The following is a 20673-nucleotide window of genomic DNA, read 5'->3' on the forward strand; positions in this document are numbered from 1 at the left end:
ATAGTAAACGATGTCATTCCAGTCTGGAATCCAGCCTTGCTGTAATCTCATCAAGAACATTGTGTTTTAACATAAAACGGCTACTTTTATGCTTACCAACTTAATAAAATTCCTGGATCCCAGACTGGGATGACAAGAAGATGGTACTTGGATAAGAGGCATTGCCCTCCTGGTAGGCCCAAATTGCAATGTTCGTACAGTTGTGGATTTCTCATCCGCTAACAAGCAGCGGAATGACGAGGTCTTTCGATAGTAAATCTTACCTGTGTTAGCTATACCAAAAAATCAAGAGTAAAAAAGTCGTATTTATTCATTAATAAAATCTTTGTCTTCTCCTAAAAATTAGTTAAAATGTAGAATATTTTGTGTTATTAAGTTAGCACTTGACTTAACTTTAGTTGTTACTTAGACTGCTAAAGTGGAATTTTAATTTTTTTACGAGGACAATTATGCATTATAAAAAGTTTTTTTCAGCAGCCGCTTTAGCAACGTTGCTAAGTTTATCAAACTCTGCTTTTTCAGATCCTGTTGGTCCAATAAGTGATGAAGAAACTAGCTACTACGTTCGTTTGCAATACAACGGTGAATTTTTACCTCTTTTCACAAAAGTTGATGGTATTACCTATAAGAAAGACAAGAGTGATTACAGTCCATTAAAACCATCTTTTATAGCTGGTGGTGGTGCATTTGGTTACAAAATGGACGACATCAGGGTTGATGTTGAAGGAGTTTATTCATACCTAAACAAAAATGATGTTAAAGATGTAACATTTGACCCAGCAAATACTATTGCAGACAGTGTAACAGCAATTTCAGGATTAGTGAACGTGTATTACGATATAGCAATTGAAGATATGCCTATCACTCCATACATTGGTGTTGGTGTTGGTGCAGCGTATATTAGCACTCCTTTGGAACCCGCTGTGAATGATCAAAAAAGTAAATTTGGTTTTGCTGGTCAAGTAAAAGCTGGTGTTAGTTATGATGTAACTCCAGAAGTCAAACTTTATGCTGGAGCTCGTTATTTCGGTTCTTATGGTGCTAATTTTGATGGAAAAAAAACAGATCCTAAAGATTCAACCAGACAGGTTACTGATGCAGGCGCATACAAAGTTCTTTACAGCACTGTTGGTGCAGAAGCTGGAGTAGCGTTTAATTTCTAGTCTATCTCAGTCTTGTTATCCCAGTGAGTTTTTTCTTGCCATCTAAGTGGCATGACACTGGGATCTAGAAAAAAGAAATGTGGATTCCAGTGTCAAGGCACTGGAATAACACTATTTGCTATGTGTTTAAGCTATAACGTTTACCATTGTACTGGTAGAATATCATCTAAGGTTACATAATGTTATCCAATTAGCTAACACTGCGGCCTACTGTCTCCAAGAAATTAGATGGAAAATTTGTACTTTTTTCAAATCAAAGCTTGAATTTTTGCTGGAAAATCAATATATTATATGCATGAAGTTTTGATTTAAGTTGTTATGTTGACCTCAATGGCAAACTTATGTGTCGATAGCAGAACCAATCTCATGCAATATATTGCTAGGGTGCAAAAATTTCCTATGCTGTCTCAAGAGGAAGAGGTACGATTAGCAAAAAATTGGAACCAATATAAGGATGTTTCTTCTGCTCATAAATTGATTACCAGCCATTTGAATTTGGTAGTGAAAATTGCAATGAAATTCAAAAATTATGGGCTATTGTTGATGGACCTGGTTATGGAAGGGAATATGGGTTTAATGCACGCAGTGAAAAAGTTTAATCCTGATTTAGGGTTTCGTTTTTCAACTTATGCAGTGTGGTGGATTGAAGCTTCAATAAAAGACTTTATATTGAAATCTTGGTCGTTTGTGAAAATAGGCACAACGCAAGCACAAAGAAGATTGTTTTTTAGTTTACGTAAAATAAAAAAAAGAATTTTACAGTATACAAACAGGGAAACTTTAAATAATGAAGAAATAAAAGCAATATCTAATGAGCTTTCTGTATCCGAAGGAGACGTTCTGCAGATGAATTACCGTATGGCTTGTAAGGATCAGTCGCTAAACGATTGCATAAAAATAGGTGATGACTCTAAAAGGGAGTTGCAAGATATGATCCCATGTAACTTGGTCAGTCAAGAAGTAACCTATCAGAATCATGAAGAAAAAGAATTAAAAGAAACAATTTTAAACAATGCACTAGCGAGTCTCAACGAAAGGGCAAGAGACATTTTTATCAGTAGATATTTGTCTGAAAACATTCAAACTCTGGATGAACTTAGTAAAAAATATTGTGTTTCAAGAGAAAGAATAAGGCAGTTGGCTGAGCAGGCGATGGCTAAGGTAAAACAATATATACAATCTGAAAGTTTGAAATTTGGTTTGCATGCGTAGTTTTTTTATATTTCTAATATTTTTTTCGATAGGCGCTTTTGCATCGGTTAGTGATGTACAATTGAAGGAAAAATATAAAGATTGGCTCGTGTATACTGCATTGGAAGATGGAGAGAAAGTATGTTATATTGTATCCTATCCTAAAAAAAAAGCGAATATTATACAACCAATCGCAAGCCGTATGTAATGGTTAGTTATGTTGATAAAAAAGCAGATGAGGTAAGCGTTACCTCTGGTTTTCAGTATGATAAGGAGCCTGTAGCTCTCAATATCGACAAAAAAATTAAATATACACTGCCCATAATACAGGGAAGTTTTGCGTGGGCAGAGCATACAAAAATAGATCAAGATCTCATTCTAAAAATGAAGCAGGGATTATCAATGGTAGTTAATGGAAAAACAAAAACAGTGACCATTGATGATACTTATTCCCTACTTGGTTTTCAAAAAGCGTATCAAAAAATGCATGATTTATGCCATACAAAGTAAATTATTGTAACAGAATACCCAGCTATAGTATAAACTAGACTACTCTTTCAATGGAAATATAAATAGCACTTTACTTTATATGGGATGTGGATATCATTTAAAATATATTTTTGAGAGTTAGCAATGTCAGAGGTTGCAGGTGTAGATACAGAAATCAAAAAGCAAAATTCTGTGTGCGAGCAGATGCGTTTTAGCGTGAGCCGCACAAGTCTTTTAAATACATTATCCAGAGTAAGTGGAGTGGTTGAAAGGCGTAATGCAATAGATGTTTTGGCGTGTATAAATATCAAAGCACAACACGGCAGCATAAAATTAATGGCAACTGATCTTGACATTTCAATGTTTGCCTCACTTGCTGCAACCGTATTAACAGAAGGAGAAGTAAAAATTTCAGCGCATACTTTACATGACATAGTGAAGAAGTTACCCGCTGATTTGGATGTCAATTTTGAAGTAAACAACCAAGGAAAATTATTGATGTCTTGCGGAAATGCAAACTTTTCTTTACCGAATGTAGTTTCAAGCAGCTTTCCTGCTCTTGAAGAAGACAATTATAAACATGATTTTACTCTACTAAATACAGACCTGATAGACTTATTAACTAAAACAAAATTTGCTGTATCACTAGATGATACAAGGTATAATTTAAATGGAATATATCTACATACAGATGAGCAATTTCTGTACTGCGTTGCAACTGATGGCCATCGTTTATCATGTATAAAGAGGCCAAAGCCTGGGAACATCAATGGCGAATTTGGTGTGATCATTCCACGTAAAACTGTTATGGAGCTGTTAAAAATATTGGACGATTGTAATGAAATTAAAGTAAAACTCTCAGACAGAAAAATCAAGTTTACATGCGGTGAATATATTCTAATATCAAAATTAATAGATGGAACTTTTCCAAATTATAAAGCAGTTATTCCAGCATCTCAAGATAAGCATATGATTATTGAAAGTAAAAAACTTTCAGACGTTATAGATCGAGTTTCCGTTGTTGTATCTGATAAAGTAAAATCTATTAAATTCTCACTACAAGAAAAGCTGCTAACTCTGCATTCAAACTCCCAAGAGTGCAGTGATGCAACTGAATCCATAGAAGTGGACTACAATGAAGCCCCTATAGAAATAGGGTTCAACTCGCGTTATTTACTTGATGTTCTATCCTGCATAAAAAATAAATGTAAGTTTAGCTTAGCCGATGGTAATAGTGCTACAATTATCACTGATGAAGACGATTCAAGTGCATTATATGTAGTAATGCCAATGAGAACTTAAACTCGTCATCTCGCTGCTTGTTAGCGGAATCTGGAGATACCGTGGCGGTATGGCACTTATTTCACTAGCTTTTATTAAATTAGTAATCTATCTTTACCAAATATAAGCCAAAAGGTGGTGCAGTAACTCCAGCGGCACTTCTTTTGCATTGGTTTAATATATTTAGCATTTCTTGCGGATTGGTTCTATTTTTTCCAAATTCAACTAAAGTACCCACAATAATCCTCACTTGGTTATGTAAAAAGGAAATAGCAGATATTTTGATGTGTATATGATTCCCATTTTGTATTATATCGATATCATCAATTGTTCTTATCGGATTTGCGGCTTGACAATCTTTTGAACGGAAACTTGAAAGGTCATGTTTTCCAAGTAGATGTTTAGCAGCTTCACGCATAATATTTACATCAAGTGGGCTAAACACTTGCCATACATAACCCGTCTCCAGAGCGGCAGGAGCATAGCGATTAACTATTCTATATTCGTAATATCTTTTTTTTGCTGAAAACCGTGCGTGAAACGCATCATCTACAACTTCTGCATTAAGCACGACTATAGGAATTGATTTTAAATGATAGTTTATTGCATTCCTTATTCTATAAAGCTCAAATTCCTTTTCCATATCAAAATGAGCAACTTGTCCTAAAGCATGAACTCCTGCATCAGTCCTGCCACCACAGTACAAAGTAACTTTCTCACCACTAAAATTAAATATAGCATTTTCTATCTTCTCCTGGATTGAGTTAGCAGAGTGTTGCTGTTTTTGCCAACCAGAGAAATTACTACCATTATATTCTACCGTTATTTTGTATCGCACTGCATTACATCAAGCTCTATCTAAAATAGTCATTTTCTATCTTAACATAATTTATGGTCAAGCCTACAGTGCTGCCACTCCCATAAAGTAGTTCGTCCAATCTTAAATCTTGCTGCCACTGCTTCTCTGCTTTCTCCTTCGTCTAGCGCCTCCATTGCTTTTTTTCTTAAATCATAACTATATGCTGCTGGCATTCAACCTCCTTATCATTATCTATCCTTATCACATCCGGACTTCTATGAAAAGAGCTATAAATCGTGAAAAAGAACTGCTCATTAAGTGCTGTTTGCTTAATAAATTTACTGACATTGGTATGGCTAAATTCGAAATGGCTACATGAATTTATCGTAAATTATTACCGTATAAGGTACGATGCGACAAAGCCATCCCAGTGTCAGCTACTCGGATGACACCTTCATAAAGGAACCAGTGTTAGCTACTTGGATGACAACCATTGTGCTTGAGGCAAAATTGACTATCACTTCTTTTTATAGAGCTTGCTCCAAACTTTGTTGTTAGTTAATACAAAAAACACTGTTAAAATTATAAAATACGCCACTACTTTTAATCCAAGTTTATACCGGCGCTCTAATTCTGGCTCTGCTGCCCATTGTAAAAAATTTATCACATCATACGCCATATTTTCAACTGTGGCTTGCCTTGCACCATCATATTCCACCATTCCTTCAGAAAGTGGTGGCGCCATAGCTAATCTGCCTGTTGGAAAATACGAATTAAAATATAAATCATTTTCATCGTGTTCGCCGTTTTGATAGCCTGTTAACAATGAATAGACATAATTTGCACCATCATGCCTTGCTTTAATAATTAATGATAAGTCTGGTGGGACTGCACCATTGTTGCTTGCTGCAGCTGCTTCTTTTGTATCAAAAGGCGCAATAAAATAATCCGAAGGTACTCCAGGTCTGTCAAACATTTCACCCAAATCATTCGGACCATCTTTAACTTGATAAGAAGCTGCTATTTGTTTTACATCTTCTTCAGAAAAACCGACATCTTGCAAATTACGAAATGCTACCCTATTCATTGAATGACAAGCAGCACAGACTTCTTTATACACTTTATAGCCACGCTGAATTGACTCTCTATCGAAAGATCCGACAATTCCATCAAATTTCCAGTCTATTTTCTTATTTGGTGATGATTTAAATTCTTCTGCAGATATAAGACTAGATAGAAATAACATGCAGAAGATTGCAAATACATTAGATCCCATGCATAACCACTGTTTTAGTAAATTTCGAATTGATGTCATGCAAGTAGCTGACACTGGAATCCAGCTTATTTCATCACTGACATTATGGTTATCATGCACTCCTAGAATCTGTTGTCCATTGCATGATTTGTAAGTATTTTTATACCTGGATCCCAGTGTCAAGCACTGGGATGACAACGGAAGATAGTGGAATGACACTGTGTGTTGTATACAACGTTCATACAATTGTGTACATGATGCTGGAATCCATTTATTTTTTTTCTGGATCCCAGTGTCAAGCACTGGGATGACAAAAGAGGGCTCTGGGATGACAGAAGAGAGCTCTGGGATGACAGAGAATTTTGTAAGAGATCTGCTTTGAATTGACATCACCTAATCTCCGGCACAGAATCACTTAAGGTTTTTGGTGGTTCTTTTGGCTTTTCATACTTACTAAGCAGTGGTAAAACTATCACAAAGTATGCAAAGTAATAAAGAGTAGATAGCCTACTCATAGTGATGTAAGGCTCTTTTACCTCTTGTCCTCCAAGCCAGGCAAGAAGTACAAAATTTATTGCAAAAACCCAAAAAAATTTCTTAAACACCGGGCGATAAGCACCACTTTTAACTTTTGATTTATCAAGCCAAGGTAACAAAAACCACACTAAAATAGACGCAAACATGGTAAGCACACCAGTAAGTTTATCTGGAATTGAACGTAGCATTGCATAAAAAGGTAAAAAATACCACTCTGGCACTATATGTACCGGAGTGACCATAGAATCAGCTTCTATATAATTGTCTGGATGCCCAAGATAATTGGGAGCATAGAAAACAAATGCGAACAAAACTACAAAAAACAGACCAAAAGTTATGCAATCCTTGACTATATAATAAGGATAGAGAGGGATGGTATCCTTATCTGATTTTACCTCCACTCCACTTGGGTTACCAGAGCCAAACCTATGCAGAGCTATCACATGAAGCATAGCTAAAGCAATAATAACAAAAGGCAGAAGATAATGCAGAGCGAAAAAACGGTTAAGTGTTGGGTTATCCACTGAAAAACCACCCCATAACCATATAACTATTTTATTGCCAATTAAAGGTATAGCAGAAAATAAGTTGGTTATAACTGTTGCACCCCAGAAACTCATTTGTCCCCAAGGCAATACATATCCCATAAAGGCAGTTGCCATCATTGCAAAAAATATAAATATTCCAATAAACCACACCATCTCTCTCGGTCTTTTATAAGATCCGTAATATAATCCACGCATTATATGAACATAGACTACCATAAAGAAGAGCGATGCTCCAACAGCGTGAGTGTAGCGTATTAACCACCCGTAATTCACATCTCGCATTATGCGCTCTACACTATTAAACGCATAATCAACATGCGGAGTGTAGTGCATAGCAAGAAATATACCTGTTATTATTTGTAAAATCAGCGCTATACCAGCCAAAGAGCCAAAGTTCCAAGCATAATTTAAGTTTTTTGGCACTTGGTAAGAAGCAGTGTGTCTTAGAAAAGAAAATATAGGCAATCTATATTCTATCCATCCTAATATGCCTTTTTCTTCTTTTATTGTTTCTTTTTTGTTATCTTCCTGCATAACTTAAACCTTTCTGAACACATGTCCATTGCTACTTTTATCTTATTTTTTTATTGTAGCAACTTATCCTTTACGCACAAATAAAAACTTTAAAGCAATATTAATTACCTCTTCAGCAACCTGTCACGTGCTGCGTTTAATTTTTGTGCAAAATATTCCGAGCCTCCTTTATCTGGGTGAACTAATTTCATTAAATTTTGATATGCTTTATTGATTTCATTTTGGTTCGCTCCAGAATCTATTCCTAGCACTTTAAATGCTCCATCTCTGAACATGTTACTACTACCAGACTAGTATGATTTTGTCTTGTAAATTTATTCAACAACCCTATTCTAACTATATAATGAAAAATTATCTACAAAGTGTTTATGAAGATGGTATGAAAATCCAACTATCTAAAGTCAACAAATATTTATTAGTTTTACTGATTACTGTCTCAGCATTTCTCATATCTGGGCAAGTATCCAGTTCAAGCAATATCGAGAATGATTTTCAAGATTTACAAGAAAAATTACCATTATTGAAAGATCAGGATTTGTTATTTTTAGATCCAGCTTCAGCTTTAAATTATGGTGATAGGGCAGGTAAAAAAGTGTTAATGGTTATAGTTCACCATACTGAAACATCAACACTAAAAGGTACAAAAGATACGCTGAATGCTAGAGGATTGTCAGTTCATTTTATTGTCGATAGGGATGGCAGCATCACCTTAATGGTTCCATTAGAGAAAGAAGCATGGCATGCTGGTATTAGTTATGCAAGAGTTAAGGTAGATAGTAAGCTTGAAGAGTTACGGAAGCTTAACAACTATTCTGTAGGTATTGAAATTGTAAACACAGGACTTGAGCCTTTTCCGGAAGAGCAAATGAGATCTGTTAAAGAGCTGATTTTATACCTTATGGAGCGTTTTAAAATTAAAAGGGATATGATATTTAGTCATTCTGAAATAGGAACTATAGTGTATGATCCAGAGCTTGGCTATACAATGCGTAAACCAGATCCACACAAATTGTTTGATTGGGAGTTATTAGAGAAAAATGAAATTGGATTGCACATAAGTGACAGAATAAACCCTAAAGATGCTAAACACAAAATGGGCAAAACATTGTATAAAGCAGGTGATAGAAATGAAGGTATTTTGAAATTAAAACAAAGGCTGAACAGATTTTTCTATAAGATAGAACCTTGGAATGATAAGAAAGGTAATGTAATTTTTCCTGATAATAATGCTGATTACTCAGATGAGTTTGATGAGAATTTTGTATGGGTTATTTATCAGTTTTCAATACATAATTTACCAAGAGAAATTAGAAAAGATCTACCTCTTAAACTAGAACAAGCAGATATATTTCCTGAATTCTTTAGTGAATATAGTCATGGCATTTCTTCTAGTTATCTAACCTTTAGTGAAAAAATTAAATCGACTCTACAACCATGTTTAAGCAAAGTAGATTATGAGAATTTATTATCTTCTCTTGCACAATATGAGAATAACATTTCTCCTGATGCATCTACCACTTTAATGTACAAAATTAAGTTATACTATGATTCTTATTTAAGATATCGCATATGGTCTTCACTCTATAAACCATTTAAGCTTAATGTATTGGAAGAGTTAGAGATTTTAAAGAGTGGAGTGTTATCTTTAAAATCACTAGATAGCTCTAAAGCTGCAGAAGTTTCCAGTTTAATTGATAGCTTTAAAGTAGATATTTCTTTAGAATTTCAGGGTTTTGAAAAACAGTGGTTTCAGGAGTTTAAGAATGCTTGGAGACAAGAATTTATACCTTCCCTGGAAGAACAGATAACATGGACTGCACTACATGAAGCAATATTGGAGTATTTAGAAAAAGCAAAGGAAGAAATTCGTTAAACGAAAACTTTTTTTAAGATCACTTTTTTAACAATTTATCACGTGCCGCATTTAGCTTTTGCGCAAAATATTCCGAGCCTCCCTTATCTGGGTGAACTAATTTCATTAAATTTTGATATGCTTTATTGATTTCATTTTGACTTGCCTCAGGATTCAGCCCCAGTATCTTTAATGCTTCATCCTTGGACATGTTATCACCAGTGTAATTTTCAGTATAACTTCTACTGCTACTAAATTCGTTCAAAAACTTACTCAATATAGAGTTCATCATGAAACTCATATTATTTTTTTTTGTCAGGAAAAGAAAAAATATAACAACGCTAGGCAAGACAAATGTAATTACTATGAATACTAAAAAAAGAAAAAAGATGAATGACATGTATATTTTTTTATCATTTTATGATTAAATAGTAACAATTATAATTGTCATGGTAAATAACATGTTCATCCAGATTGAAGAAACACCAAACCCAAATACGCTAAAATTCCTTCCTGGATTTGAAATTTTAAACGAAGGAGAAACTGCTGATTTTTCAAATGCGAATGAGATAAAAAATTCTAAACTAGCAGCAAATCTTTTTCAAATAGAGCATGTGGTAAGAGTATTTTTCGGTCATGATTTTATTTCAGTAACAAAATTGGATGGAATTAATTGGGATATATTAAAAGTAGAAGTTTTAACTACAATCATGAATCACTTTACTTCTGGTGGAAAAGCACTAGATAAAGAAGAAGTGAATGATCCAGATGAAGAATTTTTTGATAAAAATGATATAGAAATTGTAAATAGAATAAAAGAATTGATGGAAAGTCATATCAAACCTGCAGTTGCTCAAGATGGTGGCGATATCAAATTTCGTGGCTATAAAGATGGAATAGTTTATGTTGAGTTGCAAGGAGCTTGCTCTGGATGCCCAAGTGCTGCAATTACTTTAAAGCAAGGAGTGCAAAATATGCTGAGCTACCACATACCAGAGATTGCAGGTATAGAGACCACACTATGACTAATCAAACGGTTAGAGGAACAAAAGATCTCCTGTTTGATGAATGGTACAAGTTTAAATACATAGAGCAAACAGCAAACAGAATCTCAAGTTTATACGGCTTTTTGCCCGCCCAAACTCCAATATTTGAGTGCACGGAGGTTTTTACAAAAACCTTAGGTGATAGCTCAGACATCATCACTAAAGAGATGTATAGCTTCAATGATAAAGGGGGAAAGAGCATAACTTTACGTCCTGAGTTCACTGCAGCGATTGTCAGGCTACTCATTGAAAAAAAACTGCAAACACCGATAAAATTATTCTCAACAGGACCTGCATTTCGCTATGAAAGACCGCAAAAGGGAAGACAAAGGCAATTTCATCAGATAAATTTTGAGGTTTTTGGCATAGAAGATCCAAAAGCTGATATTGAATTGATATCACTCGCTCAGCACTTACTAACTGAATTTGGCATCAATAAAAATGTAAAGCTGGAAATCAACTCTTTAGGTGATGGTGAAACAATAACTAAATATAGAGAAGCTTTGATCTTATACTTTACAAAGTATCAAAATGATCTATCAGAAGATAGCAAAAATAGGTTGATCAAAAATCCACTCAGAATACTGGATTCCAAGGATGAGAAAGATAAATCAATAATTTCTGATGCGCCTAAAATCAGCAATTATTATACGAAAGAGTCCTCAGATTTCTTTGAACAAATACTAAATGGATTAACAATTCTTGATATACCTTATACCGTAAACAATAAACTAGTTCGAGGTTTGGATTATTATTGCCACACAGTGTTTGAGTTTGTTACAGAGGATTTAGGTGCACAAGGGGCAGTTTTTGCCGGTGGAAGATACGATAATTTAGTATCTTCAGTAGGTGGAAAACACACTCCAGCAATAGGATTTGCAGGGGGTATTGAGCGCATAATGGAGTTAATCAATTATTCTCCGAAAGAAGAGCGACCTATTTACCTAATTCCAATCGGTAGAGAGGCTGAAAAACATGCTTTAACACTTGCAAATGAATTGCGCAGAAATGGTTTATATGTAATCTATGAATATAGCGGAACGCTCAGAACCCGAATGAAAAAAGCAAATCAAGCAAATGCTAAAGCTGCTTTAATCTTTGGCGATGAAGAATTGAGTAGTAAAACTTTAAAGATTAAAAACATGGATACAGGTGAAGAAAAAATAATTGCTCGCGATAACACAATAGAAAATATCTATTAGGAGCAATGCAAATGTTTTTCTCAGTCAGCTATAGAAGAAAATTCGTCTGCACAAGAATTTTTCATAGTATTCAAAGTATCATAATCTGTAAAATCTAATTTTACCGGTGTAATAGTAATAAATCCTTCTTTTATTTTATTTATACTACCACTGCCTGAGTGCTCTCGAGACCAATTTAAGCTAAAAGAGCCATTCGAATTTTCAGTAAAAGTTAAATCCCCATCAATGTTATATTCACCTTGTTCAGCAAATTCTACTCCTTTTACTTTTTCCGTAGCAGGAAAATTTACACTCATCACTATGTTTTTAGGCCAACCAACCTTAACTAGCTTGGCAATAACCTTTGGTGCAAAAACCTTTGTATTGTGCCAGTCTATTTTATCATGATAAACTTGGCTTAGCGCAATAGAAGGTATAGACCTTGCAGCACCTTCCATTACAGCACCAATTGTTCCTGAATAACAAATATCGTCCCCGACATTTGATCCAATATTTACTCCGGACAATATTAAGTCTGGTTTTTTATTCATAACTTTATTTAGCGCAATAATGACACAATCTGCAGGAGTACCAGACACACTAAATTCCCTTTCACTATGTTGTTTTATTCCAATAGATTGTTTCACTGGATAATCAAGAGATCTTGCAGCTCCGCTTCTATCAGTATCTGGTGCCACTATCCATATTTCTGACGCAAAATTCCGTGCAACCTCTTTGAGTAATTTTATTCCTTCACTTCCAAAGCCATCATCGTTTGTTATCAATATTATCATATACAATACTCAGCTATACAGCTCCAAATTATGTAAACCACTGGCTGTAAATAAACTCATGAGGCTTTAAGTTTCTTTGCATAACTGTGGACTGTAACAAAGAACCTGCTGTAAATCAATAGATTTCTTGCACAGGCCATAACTGTCATTACAATAGAAACGAAAAAACTTACTTGACAAACTCCGCCAGCCCCCTTATCATGAAACTGAAGCTATTTATTTATCTTCTCTGTACAGATTAAATGACAAAAAACTCACGTATCTGGCGTCTCATGTTTAATTTTTTGCACTATGTGCACCTTATGTCTTTATCAAACTTCTACCTACATAAGCTGAAACGCGCTTATAAAGCGTTTAAAACATAAAAAAACGCCAACTTAAAAAATGGATAGTGAATAACTAGCTACCCTAGGGTTTCTTTTGCCTTTTTTTCTGTTTAGTAAATTTCTTAAATATTTATAGCTAAACGACAACCGTCATCCCGCTGCTTGTTAGCGGGATCTAGAGATACCGCGAATGAATCGCGGTATGACGTAGGACTGCTGTCATTCCAGTCTGGAATCCAAAAAAAAGGATGATGTCATCCCAGTGCCCTGACTACTTGGATCCAGTTTTCTTTACAAATTCACAAAAAGTGCTTCATTCTATAACGCAAAACCCATACTCACCAAACCCAATGCATTACTTGCAATTAAGTTTCCTGGATCCAAGTAGTCAAGCTACTCGGATGACACCCTTTTGGATGGAGACCAGTGTCAGCTACTTTCATGACACCATTCTTTTTCCTGGATCCAAGTAGTCAGGGCACTAGGATGACAAGAGAAAGAGGCTACTGGGATGACAGCTACCCTGACAATCGTCATCCCACTACGTGTTAGCGGGATCTAGAGATACCACGGCGGTATGACGGTTCGCAGCGGTATAGTAATACCAATTCCCATTACACGGCAAACAGATGGACAAAGATGGAAGAAAAGCCATAATGAAGTAAGTAAAATAGTTGAGGTATAAATGGCATTAAGATCAAAATTATTGGATGAAAAAGTAGTAGAATCAGCAAAAGAAATGCTGAAGAAAGTAAGGAATAATGCATATGTTTCAAAAAAACTAAATGCTGTAATTGCAGCAAAAAAGTACAGTATAACGGCTGTAGCAAAAATATATTGCATTTCAAGAAGCGCACTAACTTCGTGGGTAAAACTCTTGAAATTTGGCAGAGAAGAAAAACTGTTTGCTCCTCCACAACGCCGTAGAAAAACTAAATTAAATCAGGTTCAACTACAGCAAATTGAAGAGTGGATAGAAGAAAATCCTAATATTACCATTAAAGAAATGAGAATAAGAATCCAGGAAAAGTTCAGATTAAATATCAGCAAATCTACAGTACACCGCTATATGCAAAAGATGAAATTCTCATATATTACACCAAGACCAGTTCATAATGGACAAGATAAAAGCAAACAAGAGGAATTCAAAAAAAAATCTCAATGGAGCTATTAGCAAGTATCCAGAAAAAGAGCTATTTTTCTTTGATGAATCACGGTTTGGCACACATTCAAAGGTTGGACATGGGTGGTTTAAAAAGGGGATTAGAACACAGGTTAAAACAAAATTAGGTAGGCAAAATTTCTATCTCTATAGTGCGGTTAATCCTAGAAATGGAGAGAGTTCTAGCTTATTTGCACCAAATGTCAACACTGATTGCATGAACATATTTCTTGAGCAGATGTCGCAATATCTAGAAACACGAGAGGCTTTTCTTGTTATGGATTGTGCTAGTTGGCATAGGTCAAAAAATTTAAAGGTACCTAAAAATATCGATATTATATACCTACCTCCGTACTCACCTGAGCTAAATCCTGTTGAGAGGCTTTGGTTATATATAAAACAGAACATTTTGCGCAATAAAATATACGATACAATTGCTCTGCTTGAGGGTGCTTTGTGCAAATTTATTACTTCTCTTGCCAGCTCCACAATTAAACAACTCTGCAATGTCTCCTATTTGACTGGCCAACAATGAGAGTTGGTATTAGAGGTTGTCCGGAAACAAGTAAAAGGCTATAATATCTGAAATTTTAGTACGGGGTAAAGATGAGAAAAAAGTATCCAACAGATCTAAGCGAAAGGGAATGGGCAAGAATAGAAAAACACTTCAGAGTATCATACAAGAAAGGAGGAAGGCCGCCAAAGTATAGCAAAAAAGAAATATTAGAAGCAATTTTCTATGTATTGCGTACAGGGTGTCAATGGCGGTATTTACCAAATGATTTTCCGCTATGGAAGACTGTGTATGAGCAGTTCAGGCAATGGAAGAAGCAGGGAATTTTTGAGAAAATGAATTATGAAATTACAAAATATAGTAGAAGAAAAATAGGAAGGAATGAGCAGCCGAGTGCCTGTATAGTAGATAGTCAATCTGTAAAGACTACAGAAAAGGGGGGATCAAAGGCTATGATGGAAGTAAAAAAGTAAAGGGTAGAAAAAGGCATATAATTACAGACACTCAGGGTTTTATACTAGGTTGTTACGTAGGCGCTGCTAACGAAAATGATAGAGATGGTATTAAAATAGCATTAAACAATATGAGAACAAAATATACTAAAGTTAAAAAAATGTGGGCTGACATGGGATACCAAGGAAGAAATTTAAAGAATCACATAAAGGAAGAATATGACATAGATATTGAAATTGTTAAAAGGCCTCCATGTAGATTTTGGGTGCACAAAGATACGCCACCTGAGCTACTACCAACAAGAGAACAAGGGTTTAAAGTACAGCCAAGAAGATGGGTTGTAGAAAGGACTTTTGCTTGGGTTAATAGGAATAGAAGGCTATCGAAGGAGTATGATTTACTCACAACATCCACTGAGAATTTCATATACCTAGCTATGAGTAGGGTTATGTTAAAGAGGGAATATGCTTGAATTTACTAGTTTCCGGACAACCTCTAAGCGCTCCTACCCCAATAAGCCCACAATTTCTGCTTACACTTTTTTGACGCTAATTACATCGAACTCTTTTGAATGGCTTCCTTCAGTGGAATTATATAGCTAATATTCCTGTATAAGTTAAATAAGTTAATACTTAAGCTTGTACTCTTGCAGTATTTGAAGAGAGATTCTCAAGGACGTTTTTTGTCTGTGGTTCACTAATCATAGTTTGAACGATATTAGCTGCCATAATAACACAGCCTAGAATAAAAAAAGGCGTAGAAACAAAATAAATAACAGAAGACTCAAAAAGCGACATAGATGCAATACCTCCTATTAGAAATGAAGCACTGGATGCTATATCAAGATAGATCTTTGTTAACTTTTTTTGTCCTGGAGTGTTTTTTATGCCAGATTTCTTATTAAGATTCTGTTGTCGGGAATGATCATTTAGTGACCATATATTTAAAGCAAACGAAAGTGCACTGAATATAGTGCCGGCAATACTAAAATACAGACTTAAGACAGGAATATTCAAGACCAATGCCGCTATGTATCCAATGAAAGAGATAGTAGATAGTGTAGTAACTAAGCGTTTCGAGTAAGTTCGTACCTTCTTTCTGTAGGCTAACTTATCTTTTTCACCATACATAGCATAAATATTACCTAATATGTTATATTATAACATTAATTAATTCAATAAGCAATATGGAAGCTAAGAGTGCCCGAGAGAAGACTTGAACTTCCACAACTTAAAAAGTTACTAGCACCTGAAGCTAGCGCGTCTACCAATTCCGCCACCCGGGCTTTTTATAGTTTACTATGTTAAAGTTAAATAATATACTTAAACAATTTTTAGTTCAAAGGTAATGCCAAATCTAGATCAAATATTTTTTGCTCAAAACAATGTTAATATTAATAACGTATATAAAATAGTCAATAACGCTTTGAGCAATAGCGATGGTGGTGAGCTGTTTCTAGAATTTTGCCAGTCGGAGTCCCTGGTTTTTGAGGATAACATATTAAAACACATGGACTTGAATACTAGAAGGGGATTTGGTTTAAGGTCTTTTTGTGAAGATAGTACATCTTTCGTTTGTTCTTCTGAGATCAGCGAAAAAGAAATTAGTAATGCTGCTTCTATGGTAAAAAGCTCAGTGTCTTTAAACAAGACAAATTCAATAAATTTAAACGAAGAGACAAAAAGCCTATATTCGAGGATTAACCCTATAAATGAAATGGATCTGAATTCAAAGATTAAACTACTCAATGAGGTTAATGAGTATGTAAGGTCCAAAAATAACTGCGTGAAGCAAGTAAAAATAACTCTAAGTGGAGAATGGCAAGTTGTACAAATAATAAAGGGTGATCACAGATTAAGCGATATCAGGCCTCTGGTACGTTTTAATGTGCTAGTCATTGTAGAAAAAGATGGCCGTACCGAAAGAGGTTCTGCAGGGCATGGTGGAAGGGACTCTTATAGTAAGTTTATTTCTGAGAAAAAGTGGAAAGAAGTTGCAAACCAAGCGTTAGAACAAGCACTGGTAAATCTTGAAGCAATTCCAACTCCAGCCGGAGAAATGACAGTCGTTTTAGGTCCAGGCTGGCCAGGAATATTGTTACACGAAGCCGTGGGTCATGGACTTGAGGGCGACTTCAATCGCAAAAAAGTCTCAGCATTTTCAAATTCTGTGGGTAAACAAGTAGCAGCTAGTGACATCACAGTAGTTGATGACGGAACTCTGCCCAATTTGCGCGGCTCTATCAGCGTAGACGATGAAGGCACTCCACCCAGTTATAATATATTGATAGAGGATGGGATCCTAAAAGGATACATGCAGGATCATATGAACGCTAAACTCATGGGTGTAAGCCCAACTGGTAATGGTAGAAGAGAAAGTTATAAAGAAGTTATTATGCCGCGCATGACAAACACCTATATGTTGCCCGGAAAGTATACACCGAAGGAAATAATATCTAGCGTAAAGAAAGGTCTATATGCAGTAAATTTCGGTGGTGGGCAGGTTGATATAACGTCAGGAAAATTTGTTTTTTCATCTTCGGAAGCTTACCTAATAGAAAATGGCAAAATTACACAGCCAGTAAAAGGAGCAACACTAATTGGTGACGGTCCAACAGTGTTGAAAAAAGTATCTATGGTTGGTAATGACTTAAAGTTAGATCCTGGTGTTGGCACATGCTCGAAAGATGGACAAAATGTGCCCGTTGGAGTTGGTCAGCCGACACTCAAAGTCGACGCAATAACTGTTGGTGGAACTGAGATATAGATAAGGGCTAAAACGGATTCCAGCGCACGGCGCACAGCTGTACAAACATTATGATTTGGAAGCAATTGCCACCAATAGGGTGTCATCCCAGTGTCTGGGCACTGCCTTTGTGTTTGAGGCAAAACTGGCTATAACATTTAACACACTGCTTTCGCAAATAAATGTTCGTACAGTTATGTGTCAGCTACTTGGATGACACTTTTGTACTTGATGCAAGATTATATCTTGAAAAAATTAAGTTTTAATGCTATAAAATAATTGTAAATTTTGTCTCCGTGGTAGCTTTATGAATGTTGAAAGTAAAAAAATACACGATGCTAAAATAAAATTACCAATATTTCTTGATTATCAATCTACTACTAAAGTAGATCCCCGTGTTTTAGAGGTGATGATACCTTACTTTGGTGAGTTCAGCAATGCACACTCTCGCAGCCATTCATTTGGTTGGACTGCTGAAGAAGCAGTGGAAAAAGCAAGGAAACACATCGCTGATCTGGTGAACGCAGATAGCAAAGAAATTATCTTTACCTCAGGTGCAACTGAGTCAAATAATACGGCAATCAAGGGCGTTGCTCACTTTTATAAAAATAAAGGAAATCATATAATCACTGTCTGCACGGAGCATAAGTGTGTTCTGGATTCTTGTCGGCATCTGGAAAATGAAGGCTTTAAAGTTACATATTTGCCTGTTAAGCAAAACGGAATTATAGATTTATCAAAGCTTGAGGAAGCAATTACTGATAAAACAATTTTGATTTCAGTAATGATGGTAAATAATGAAATCGGAGTAATTCAGCCTGTAAAGGAGATTGGTAAAATATGCAGAAAGCATAATATATTTTTCCATACAGATGCAGCTCAAAGCTTTGGAAAAGTTCCAATTGATGTTAATGAGATGTGCATTGATCTTATGAGTCTCTCTAGCCACAAAATTTATGGACCTATGGGAATAGGCGCATTATATGTACGTAGAAAGAATCCTCGTGTTAGGCTGATACCACTAATTAGTGGTGGTGGACAGGAAAGAGGCATGCGTTCTGGAACAGCTCCAACACCTCTTGCAGTTGGTTTTGGTGAAGCGGCACGTATTGCTAGAGAAGAAATGAAAAAAGAAACAACTAGAGTGGAAGAATTAAGGGATATTTTGTATAACAAGATAAAAGAAGCGTTTCCTGATATCGTTTTAAATGGTGATTATGAAAATAGAATTCCTGGCAACCTAAACTTGAGCTTTCCCTATGTTGAGGGTGAGTCTCTCATCATGGCAATCAAGGATTTAGCAGTAAGTTCTGGTTCTGCGTGCACGTCTGCGTCTCTTGAGCCTTCCTATGTAGTACGGTCGCTAAATAATGGCCATGACCTTGAGCATTCATCAATTAGATTTGGCCTAGGCCGATTTACAACTAGAGAAGAAGTTTTGTATGCAGCAGATCTTGTTGCTAAAAATGTTGGCCGACTGAGAGAAATGAGCCCACTTTGGGAGATGGTACAAGAAGGAGTAGATTTGAACACCGTGAAATGGGACTCTCATTAAATGTATCCGTTCCAACTGCAAATGCACTTTGAAATTACTCTGTACCGTTCACACTTAATTCTTCAATCTCACTAATAGAAAGGCCAGTAAATTTGACAATAGTGTTGACATCAACATTGTTAGCCAGCATTGCTTTTGCGACTTCGATTTTTCCTTCGATTTTTCCTTCAATTTTCCCTTCCTCTTTACCGATTTTGATGCCTCTTTCTTCGCCAATTTGGATGCCTTTTTCAGTAGCAAGGTCAAGTCTGTATTCAAGAATGGCTTCTTCTTTCCGTAGATCCATTATTCTTTCTTCATAAGCTACTAAATCTTTTTCATTCCAGCTAAACCTGTCTAATTCATCGTAGGCTAACTTTATTATTGGTGCTTTTTCTGCTATTTTCCTTAAGTCTTCTTCCGTAGTTTCATCTGCATATTTGAAGAAAAATAACCAACGATCCACTATGCTTTCTAGCTGTTCTTCCTTATTCTTAGGAAATTTAGGTAGTTCAATAAATACAAATTGAAAATCTTTTAAGTCATGCTCATTGGTTTTCTCATCTCTTATAGTGTGGCTGGATATATAATCAAGCTTATCAGGAAATAAATTACAATTAGAGATAGCAATAAAGAAAACCTTCTTTAAATCAATGTACTTACCAGATTTATCAGCTTGCCTTGAGTAAGCCTTAGCAGCATATAGTTGAGCTCGTTTTTCGAAGCCTTTATCGCGAGTGAGCTGCATTTCAATCACATACCTAGCCCCACTAGAGTCCCTGCAAAGAACATCAACTATACTTTGCTTATCAGAGGCAATTTCAGGATCCATTATAGTACTGAGGAATTCCACTTCTTGTATAGTATTTATCTCGGTAAACCCTAAAATATCATTCAAAAAATGTATGAGAATATTCTTATTTTTTTCAGTGCCAAATATTTTTTTGAAGGTTAAATCCAGCTTAGGGTCGAGAAACTTAGATAAAGCCATAGCCAAAGTGCTTAAAAATATTAATAATTATACACTATTATTAACAATTATTCAACCATATTTTTGAAGATAGCTATGCCGCCGCGAACCGTCATACCGCCGCGGTATCTCTAGATCCCGCTAACAAGCAGCGGGATGACGAATTACTTAACCGTCATACCACCGCGAACCGTCATACCGCGATTCATTCGCGGTATCTCGGCATAGATTCCGCTAACTAGTAGCGGAATGACGATTGTGTATCGTGTTTTGCTAAAAATCACAGAATGCAGTCTGGT

The 20673-nt window shown here is 35.7% G+C and carries 18 protein-coding genes, 1 tRNA gene and 3 pseudogenes; 12 read left to right on the plus strand and 10 right to left on the minus strand.

Translation table 11 applies throughout. The annotated features are described in order from the left end of the window. Positions 1 to 449 precede the first annotated feature (449 nt). The 4 genes and pseudogenes from ABWU74_RS00170 (at position 450) to dnaN (ending at position 4145) form a co-directional block, all read left to right on the plus strand. Positions 450 to 1163, plus strand: a complete 714-nt coding sequence (locus ABWU74_RS00170; RefSeq protein WP_138264894.1) for a P44/Msp2 family outer membrane protein — start codon at positions 450 to 452, stop codon at positions 1161 to 1163. Between the two features lie 318 nt (positions 1164 to 1481). Next, complete coding sequence (locus ABWU74_RS00175; protein ID WP_010963019.1) at positions 1482 to 2375, plus strand: RNA polymerase factor sigma-32; 894 nt, start codon at positions 1482 to 1484, stop codon at positions 2373 to 2375. Beyond that, positions 2368 to 2864 (plus strand): annotated as a pseudogene (locus ABWU74_RS00180) (invasion associated locus B family protein). Before ABWU74_RS00175 ends, ABWU74_RS00180 begins: the two are co-directional and overlap by 8 nt. Positions 2865 to 2987: 123 nt before the next feature. Continuing rightward, a complete protein-coding gene (gene dnaN, locus ABWU74_RS00185; RefSeq protein ID WP_038199350.1) occupies positions 2988 to 4145 on the plus strand; it encodes a DNA polymerase III subunit beta in 1158 nt (385 codons plus the stop codon). A gap of 79 nt (positions 4146 to 4224) precedes the next feature. Here the strand turns inward: dnaN and truA are convergent, their stop codons facing one another. The 5 genes and pseudogenes from truA to ABWU74_RS00210 form a co-directional block, all read right to left on the minus strand. Further along, positions 4225 to 4962, minus strand: a complete 738-nt coding sequence (gene truA / locus ABWU74_RS00190) for a tRNA pseudouridine(38-40) synthase TruA (protein WP_010963021.1) — start codon at positions 4960 to 4962, stop codon at positions 4225 to 4227. Between the two features lie 71 nt (positions 4963 to 5033). Next, positions 5034 to 5156, minus strand: a pseudogene (locus ABWU74_RS00195) (IS630 transposase-related protein); the annotation flags it as partial. A 284-nt stretch (positions 5157 to 5440) separates the two neighbouring features. Next, on the minus strand, positions 5441 to 6199 hold the full coding sequence (locus ABWU74_RS00200; protein ID WP_353289436.1) for a cytochrome c1: 759 nt from the start codon (positions 6197 to 6199) through the stop codon (positions 5441 to 5443). A gap of 368 nt (positions 6200 to 6567) precedes the next feature. Further along, complete coding sequence (locus ABWU74_RS00205; RefSeq protein ID WP_353289313.1) at positions 6568 to 7797, minus strand: cytochrome b; 1230 nt, start codon at positions 7795 to 7797, stop codon at positions 6568 to 6570. 104 nt (positions 7798 to 7901) lie between these two features. Continuing rightward, the gene (locus tag ABWU74_RS00210; protein WP_010082675.1) at positions 7902 to 8072 is read right to left on the minus strand and encodes a J domain-containing protein; all 171 of its coding nucleotides are present in this window, start codon (positions 8070 to 8072) and stop codon (positions 7902 to 7904) included. A 68-nt stretch (positions 8073 to 8140) separates the two neighbouring features. On the opposite strand from ABWU74_RS00210, the gene ABWU74_RS00215 reads away from it, so the two are divergent. After that, on the plus strand, positions 8141 to 9670 hold the full coding sequence (locus ABWU74_RS00215) for an N-acetylmuramoyl-L-alanine amidase (protein WP_223823148.1): 1530 nt from the start codon (positions 8141 to 8143) through the stop codon (positions 9668 to 9670). Between the two features lie 19 nt (positions 9671 to 9689). On the opposite strand, the gene ABWU74_RS00220 is transcribed toward ABWU74_RS00215, so the two are convergent. After that, complete coding sequence (locus ABWU74_RS00220; RefSeq protein ID WP_223823149.1) at positions 9690 to 9941, minus strand: J domain-containing protein; 252 nt, start codon at positions 9939 to 9941, stop codon at positions 9690 to 9692. Between the two features lie 169 nt (positions 9942 to 10110). Here ABWU74_RS00220 and ABWU74_RS00225 point away from each other — a divergent pair, with 169 nt between their 5' ends. Together ABWU74_RS00225 and hisS are read left to right on the plus strand one after the other, a co-directional pair. Next, positions 10111 to 10674, plus strand: a complete 564-nt coding sequence (locus ABWU74_RS00225) for a NifU family protein (protein WP_022626407.1) — start codon at positions 10111 to 10113, stop codon at positions 10672 to 10674. Continuing rightward, positions 10671 to 11897, plus strand: coding sequence for a histidine--tRNA ligase (hisS, locus tag ABWU74_RS00230; protein WP_010963026.1), 1227 nt, complete (start codon positions 10671 to 10673; stop codon positions 11895 to 11897). The genes ABWU74_RS00225 and hisS overlap by 4 nt, the downstream gene beginning before the upstream one ends. Positions 11898 to 11917: 20 nt before the next feature. On the opposite strand, the gene surE is transcribed toward hisS, so the two are convergent. Further along, positions 11918 to 12670, minus strand: coding sequence for a 5'/3'-nucleotidase SurE (gene surE / locus ABWU74_RS00235; RefSeq protein WP_010081939.1), 753 nt, complete (start codon positions 12668 to 12670; stop codon positions 11918 to 11920). A gap of 1011 nt (positions 12671 to 13681) precedes the next feature. Here surE and ABWU74_RS00240 point away from each other — a divergent pair. Both ABWU74_RS00240 and ABWU74_RS00245 read left to right on the plus strand, forming a co-directional pair. Continuing rightward, positions 13682 to 14693, plus strand: a protein-coding gene (locus ABWU74_RS00240; protein WP_094745768.1) for an IS630 family transposase whose coding sequence is annotated in 2 segments (ribosomal slippage) — positions 13682 to 14143 and positions 14145 to 14693 — 1011 coding nt in all. Because the reading frame shifts where the segments join, the coding sequence is not laid out codon by codon here. A 71-nt stretch (positions 14694 to 14764) separates the two neighbouring features. Then, positions 14765 to 15597 (plus strand): annotated as a pseudogene (locus ABWU74_RS00245) (IS5 family transposase). 160 nt (positions 15598 to 15757) lie between these two features. Here ABWU74_RS00245 and ABWU74_RS00250 read toward each other — a convergent pair. Next, entirely contained in the window at positions 15758 to 16255 is a 498-nt protein-coding gene (locus ABWU74_RS00250) for a hypothetical protein (protein ID WP_010962975.1), read from the minus strand. Positions 16256 to 16325: 70 nt separating this feature from the next. Then, a tRNA-Leu gene (locus ABWU74_RS00255) sits at positions 16326 to 16410 on the minus strand. A 62-nt stretch (positions 16411 to 16472) separates the two neighbouring features. On the opposite strand from ABWU74_RS00255, the gene tldD reads away from it, so the two are divergent. The 3 genes from tldD (at position 16473) to ABWU74_RS00270 (ending at position 19425) form a co-directional block, all read left to right on the plus strand. Then, on the plus strand, positions 16473 to 17891 hold the full coding sequence (gene tldD / locus ABWU74_RS00260) for a metalloprotease TldD (RefSeq protein ID WP_010962974.1): 1419 nt from the start codon (positions 16473 to 16475) through the stop codon (positions 17889 to 17891). A 55-nt stretch (positions 17892 to 17946) separates the two neighbouring features. Then, positions 17947 to 18087: a hypothetical protein gene (locus tag ABWU74_RS00265; RefSeq protein WP_153296798.1), complete on the plus strand. Its 141-nt coding sequence runs from the start codon at positions 17947 to 17949 to the stop codon at positions 18085 to 18087. 90 nt (positions 18088 to 18177) lie between these two features. Then, positions 18178 to 19425 carry an IscS subfamily cysteine desulfurase gene (locus tag ABWU74_RS00270; protein ID WP_353289314.1) on the plus strand — a complete coding sequence of 416 codons (1248 nt, stop codon included), beginning with the start codon at positions 18178 to 18180 and terminating at the stop codon, positions 19423 to 19425. Positions 19426 to 19459: 34 nt separating this feature from the next. Here the strand turns inward: ABWU74_RS00270 and ABWU74_RS00275 are convergent, their stop codons facing one another. Further along, positions 19460 to 20395, minus strand: a complete 936-nt coding sequence (locus ABWU74_RS00275; RefSeq protein WP_213863185.1) for an Rpn family recombination-promoting nuclease/putative transposase — start codon at positions 20393 to 20395, stop codon at positions 19460 to 19462. Between the last annotated feature and the right edge of the window lie 278 nt (positions 20396 to 20673).

Origin of the sequence: Wolbachia endosymbiont (group A) of Paraperithous gnathaulax (assembly GCF_964028485.1) — a bacterium.
Taxonomy (GTDB): Bacteria; Pseudomonadota; Alphaproteobacteria; order Rickettsiales; family Anaplasmataceae; genus Wolbachia; species Wolbachia pipientis.

Bases quoted from the DNA above. Each gene is read 5' to 3' on its own strand.
- ABWU74_RS00170 (WP_138264894.1), top strand. From the start codon at position 450: ATGCATTATAAAAAGTTTTTTTCAGCAGCCGCTTTAGCAACGTTGCTA.
- ABWU74_RS00175 (WP_010963019.1), top strand. From the start codon at position 1,482: ATGTTGACCTCAATGGCAAACTTATGTGTCGATAGCAGAACCAATCTC.
- dnaN (WP_038199350.1), top strand. From the start codon at position 2,988: ATGTCAGAGGTTGCAGGTGTAGATACAGAAATCAAAAAGCAAAATTCT.
- ABWU74_RS00200 (WP_353289436.1), bottom strand. From the start codon at position 6,199: ATGGGATCTAATGTATTTGCAATCTTCTGCATGTTATTTCTATCTAGT.
- ABWU74_RS00205 (WP_353289313.1), bottom strand. From the start codon at position 7,797: ATGCAGGAAGATAACAAAAAAGAAACAATAAAAGAAGAAAAAGGCATA.
- ABWU74_RS00210 (WP_010082675.1), bottom strand. From the start codon at position 8,072: ATGTTCAGAGATGGAGCATTTAAAGTGCTAGGAATAGATTCTGGAGCG.
- ABWU74_RS00215 (WP_223823148.1), top strand. From the start codon at position 8,141: ATGAAAAATTATCTACAAAGTGTTTATGAAGATGGTATGAAAATCCAA.
- ABWU74_RS00220 (WP_223823149.1), bottom strand. From the start codon at position 9,941: ATGATGAACTCTATATTGAGTAAGTTTTTGAACGAATTTAGTAGCAGT.
- ABWU74_RS00225 (WP_022626407.1), top strand. From the start codon at position 10,111: ATGTTCATCCAGATTGAAGAAACACCAAACCCAAATACGCTAAAATTC.
- hisS (WP_010963026.1), top strand. From the start codon at position 10,671: ATGACTAATCAAACGGTTAGAGGAACAAAAGATCTCCTGTTTGATGAA.
- surE (WP_010081939.1), bottom strand. From the start codon at position 12,670: ATGATAATATTGATAACAAACGATGATGGCTTTGGAAGTGAAGGAATA.
- ABWU74_RS00250 (WP_010962975.1), bottom strand. From the start codon at position 16,255: ATGTATGGTGAAAAAGATAAGTTAGCCTACAGAAAGAAGGTACGAACT.
- tldD (WP_010962974.1), top strand. From the start codon at position 16,473: ATGCCAAATCTAGATCAAATATTTTTTGCTCAAAACAATGTTAATATT.
- ABWU74_RS00270 (WP_353289314.1), top strand. From the start codon at position 18,178: ATGAATGTTGAAAGTAAAAAAATACACGATGCTAAAATAAAATTACCA.
- ABWU74_RS00275 (WP_213863185.1), bottom strand. From the start codon at position 20,395: ATGGCTTTATCTAAGTTTCTCGACCCTAAGCTGGATTTAACCTTCAAA.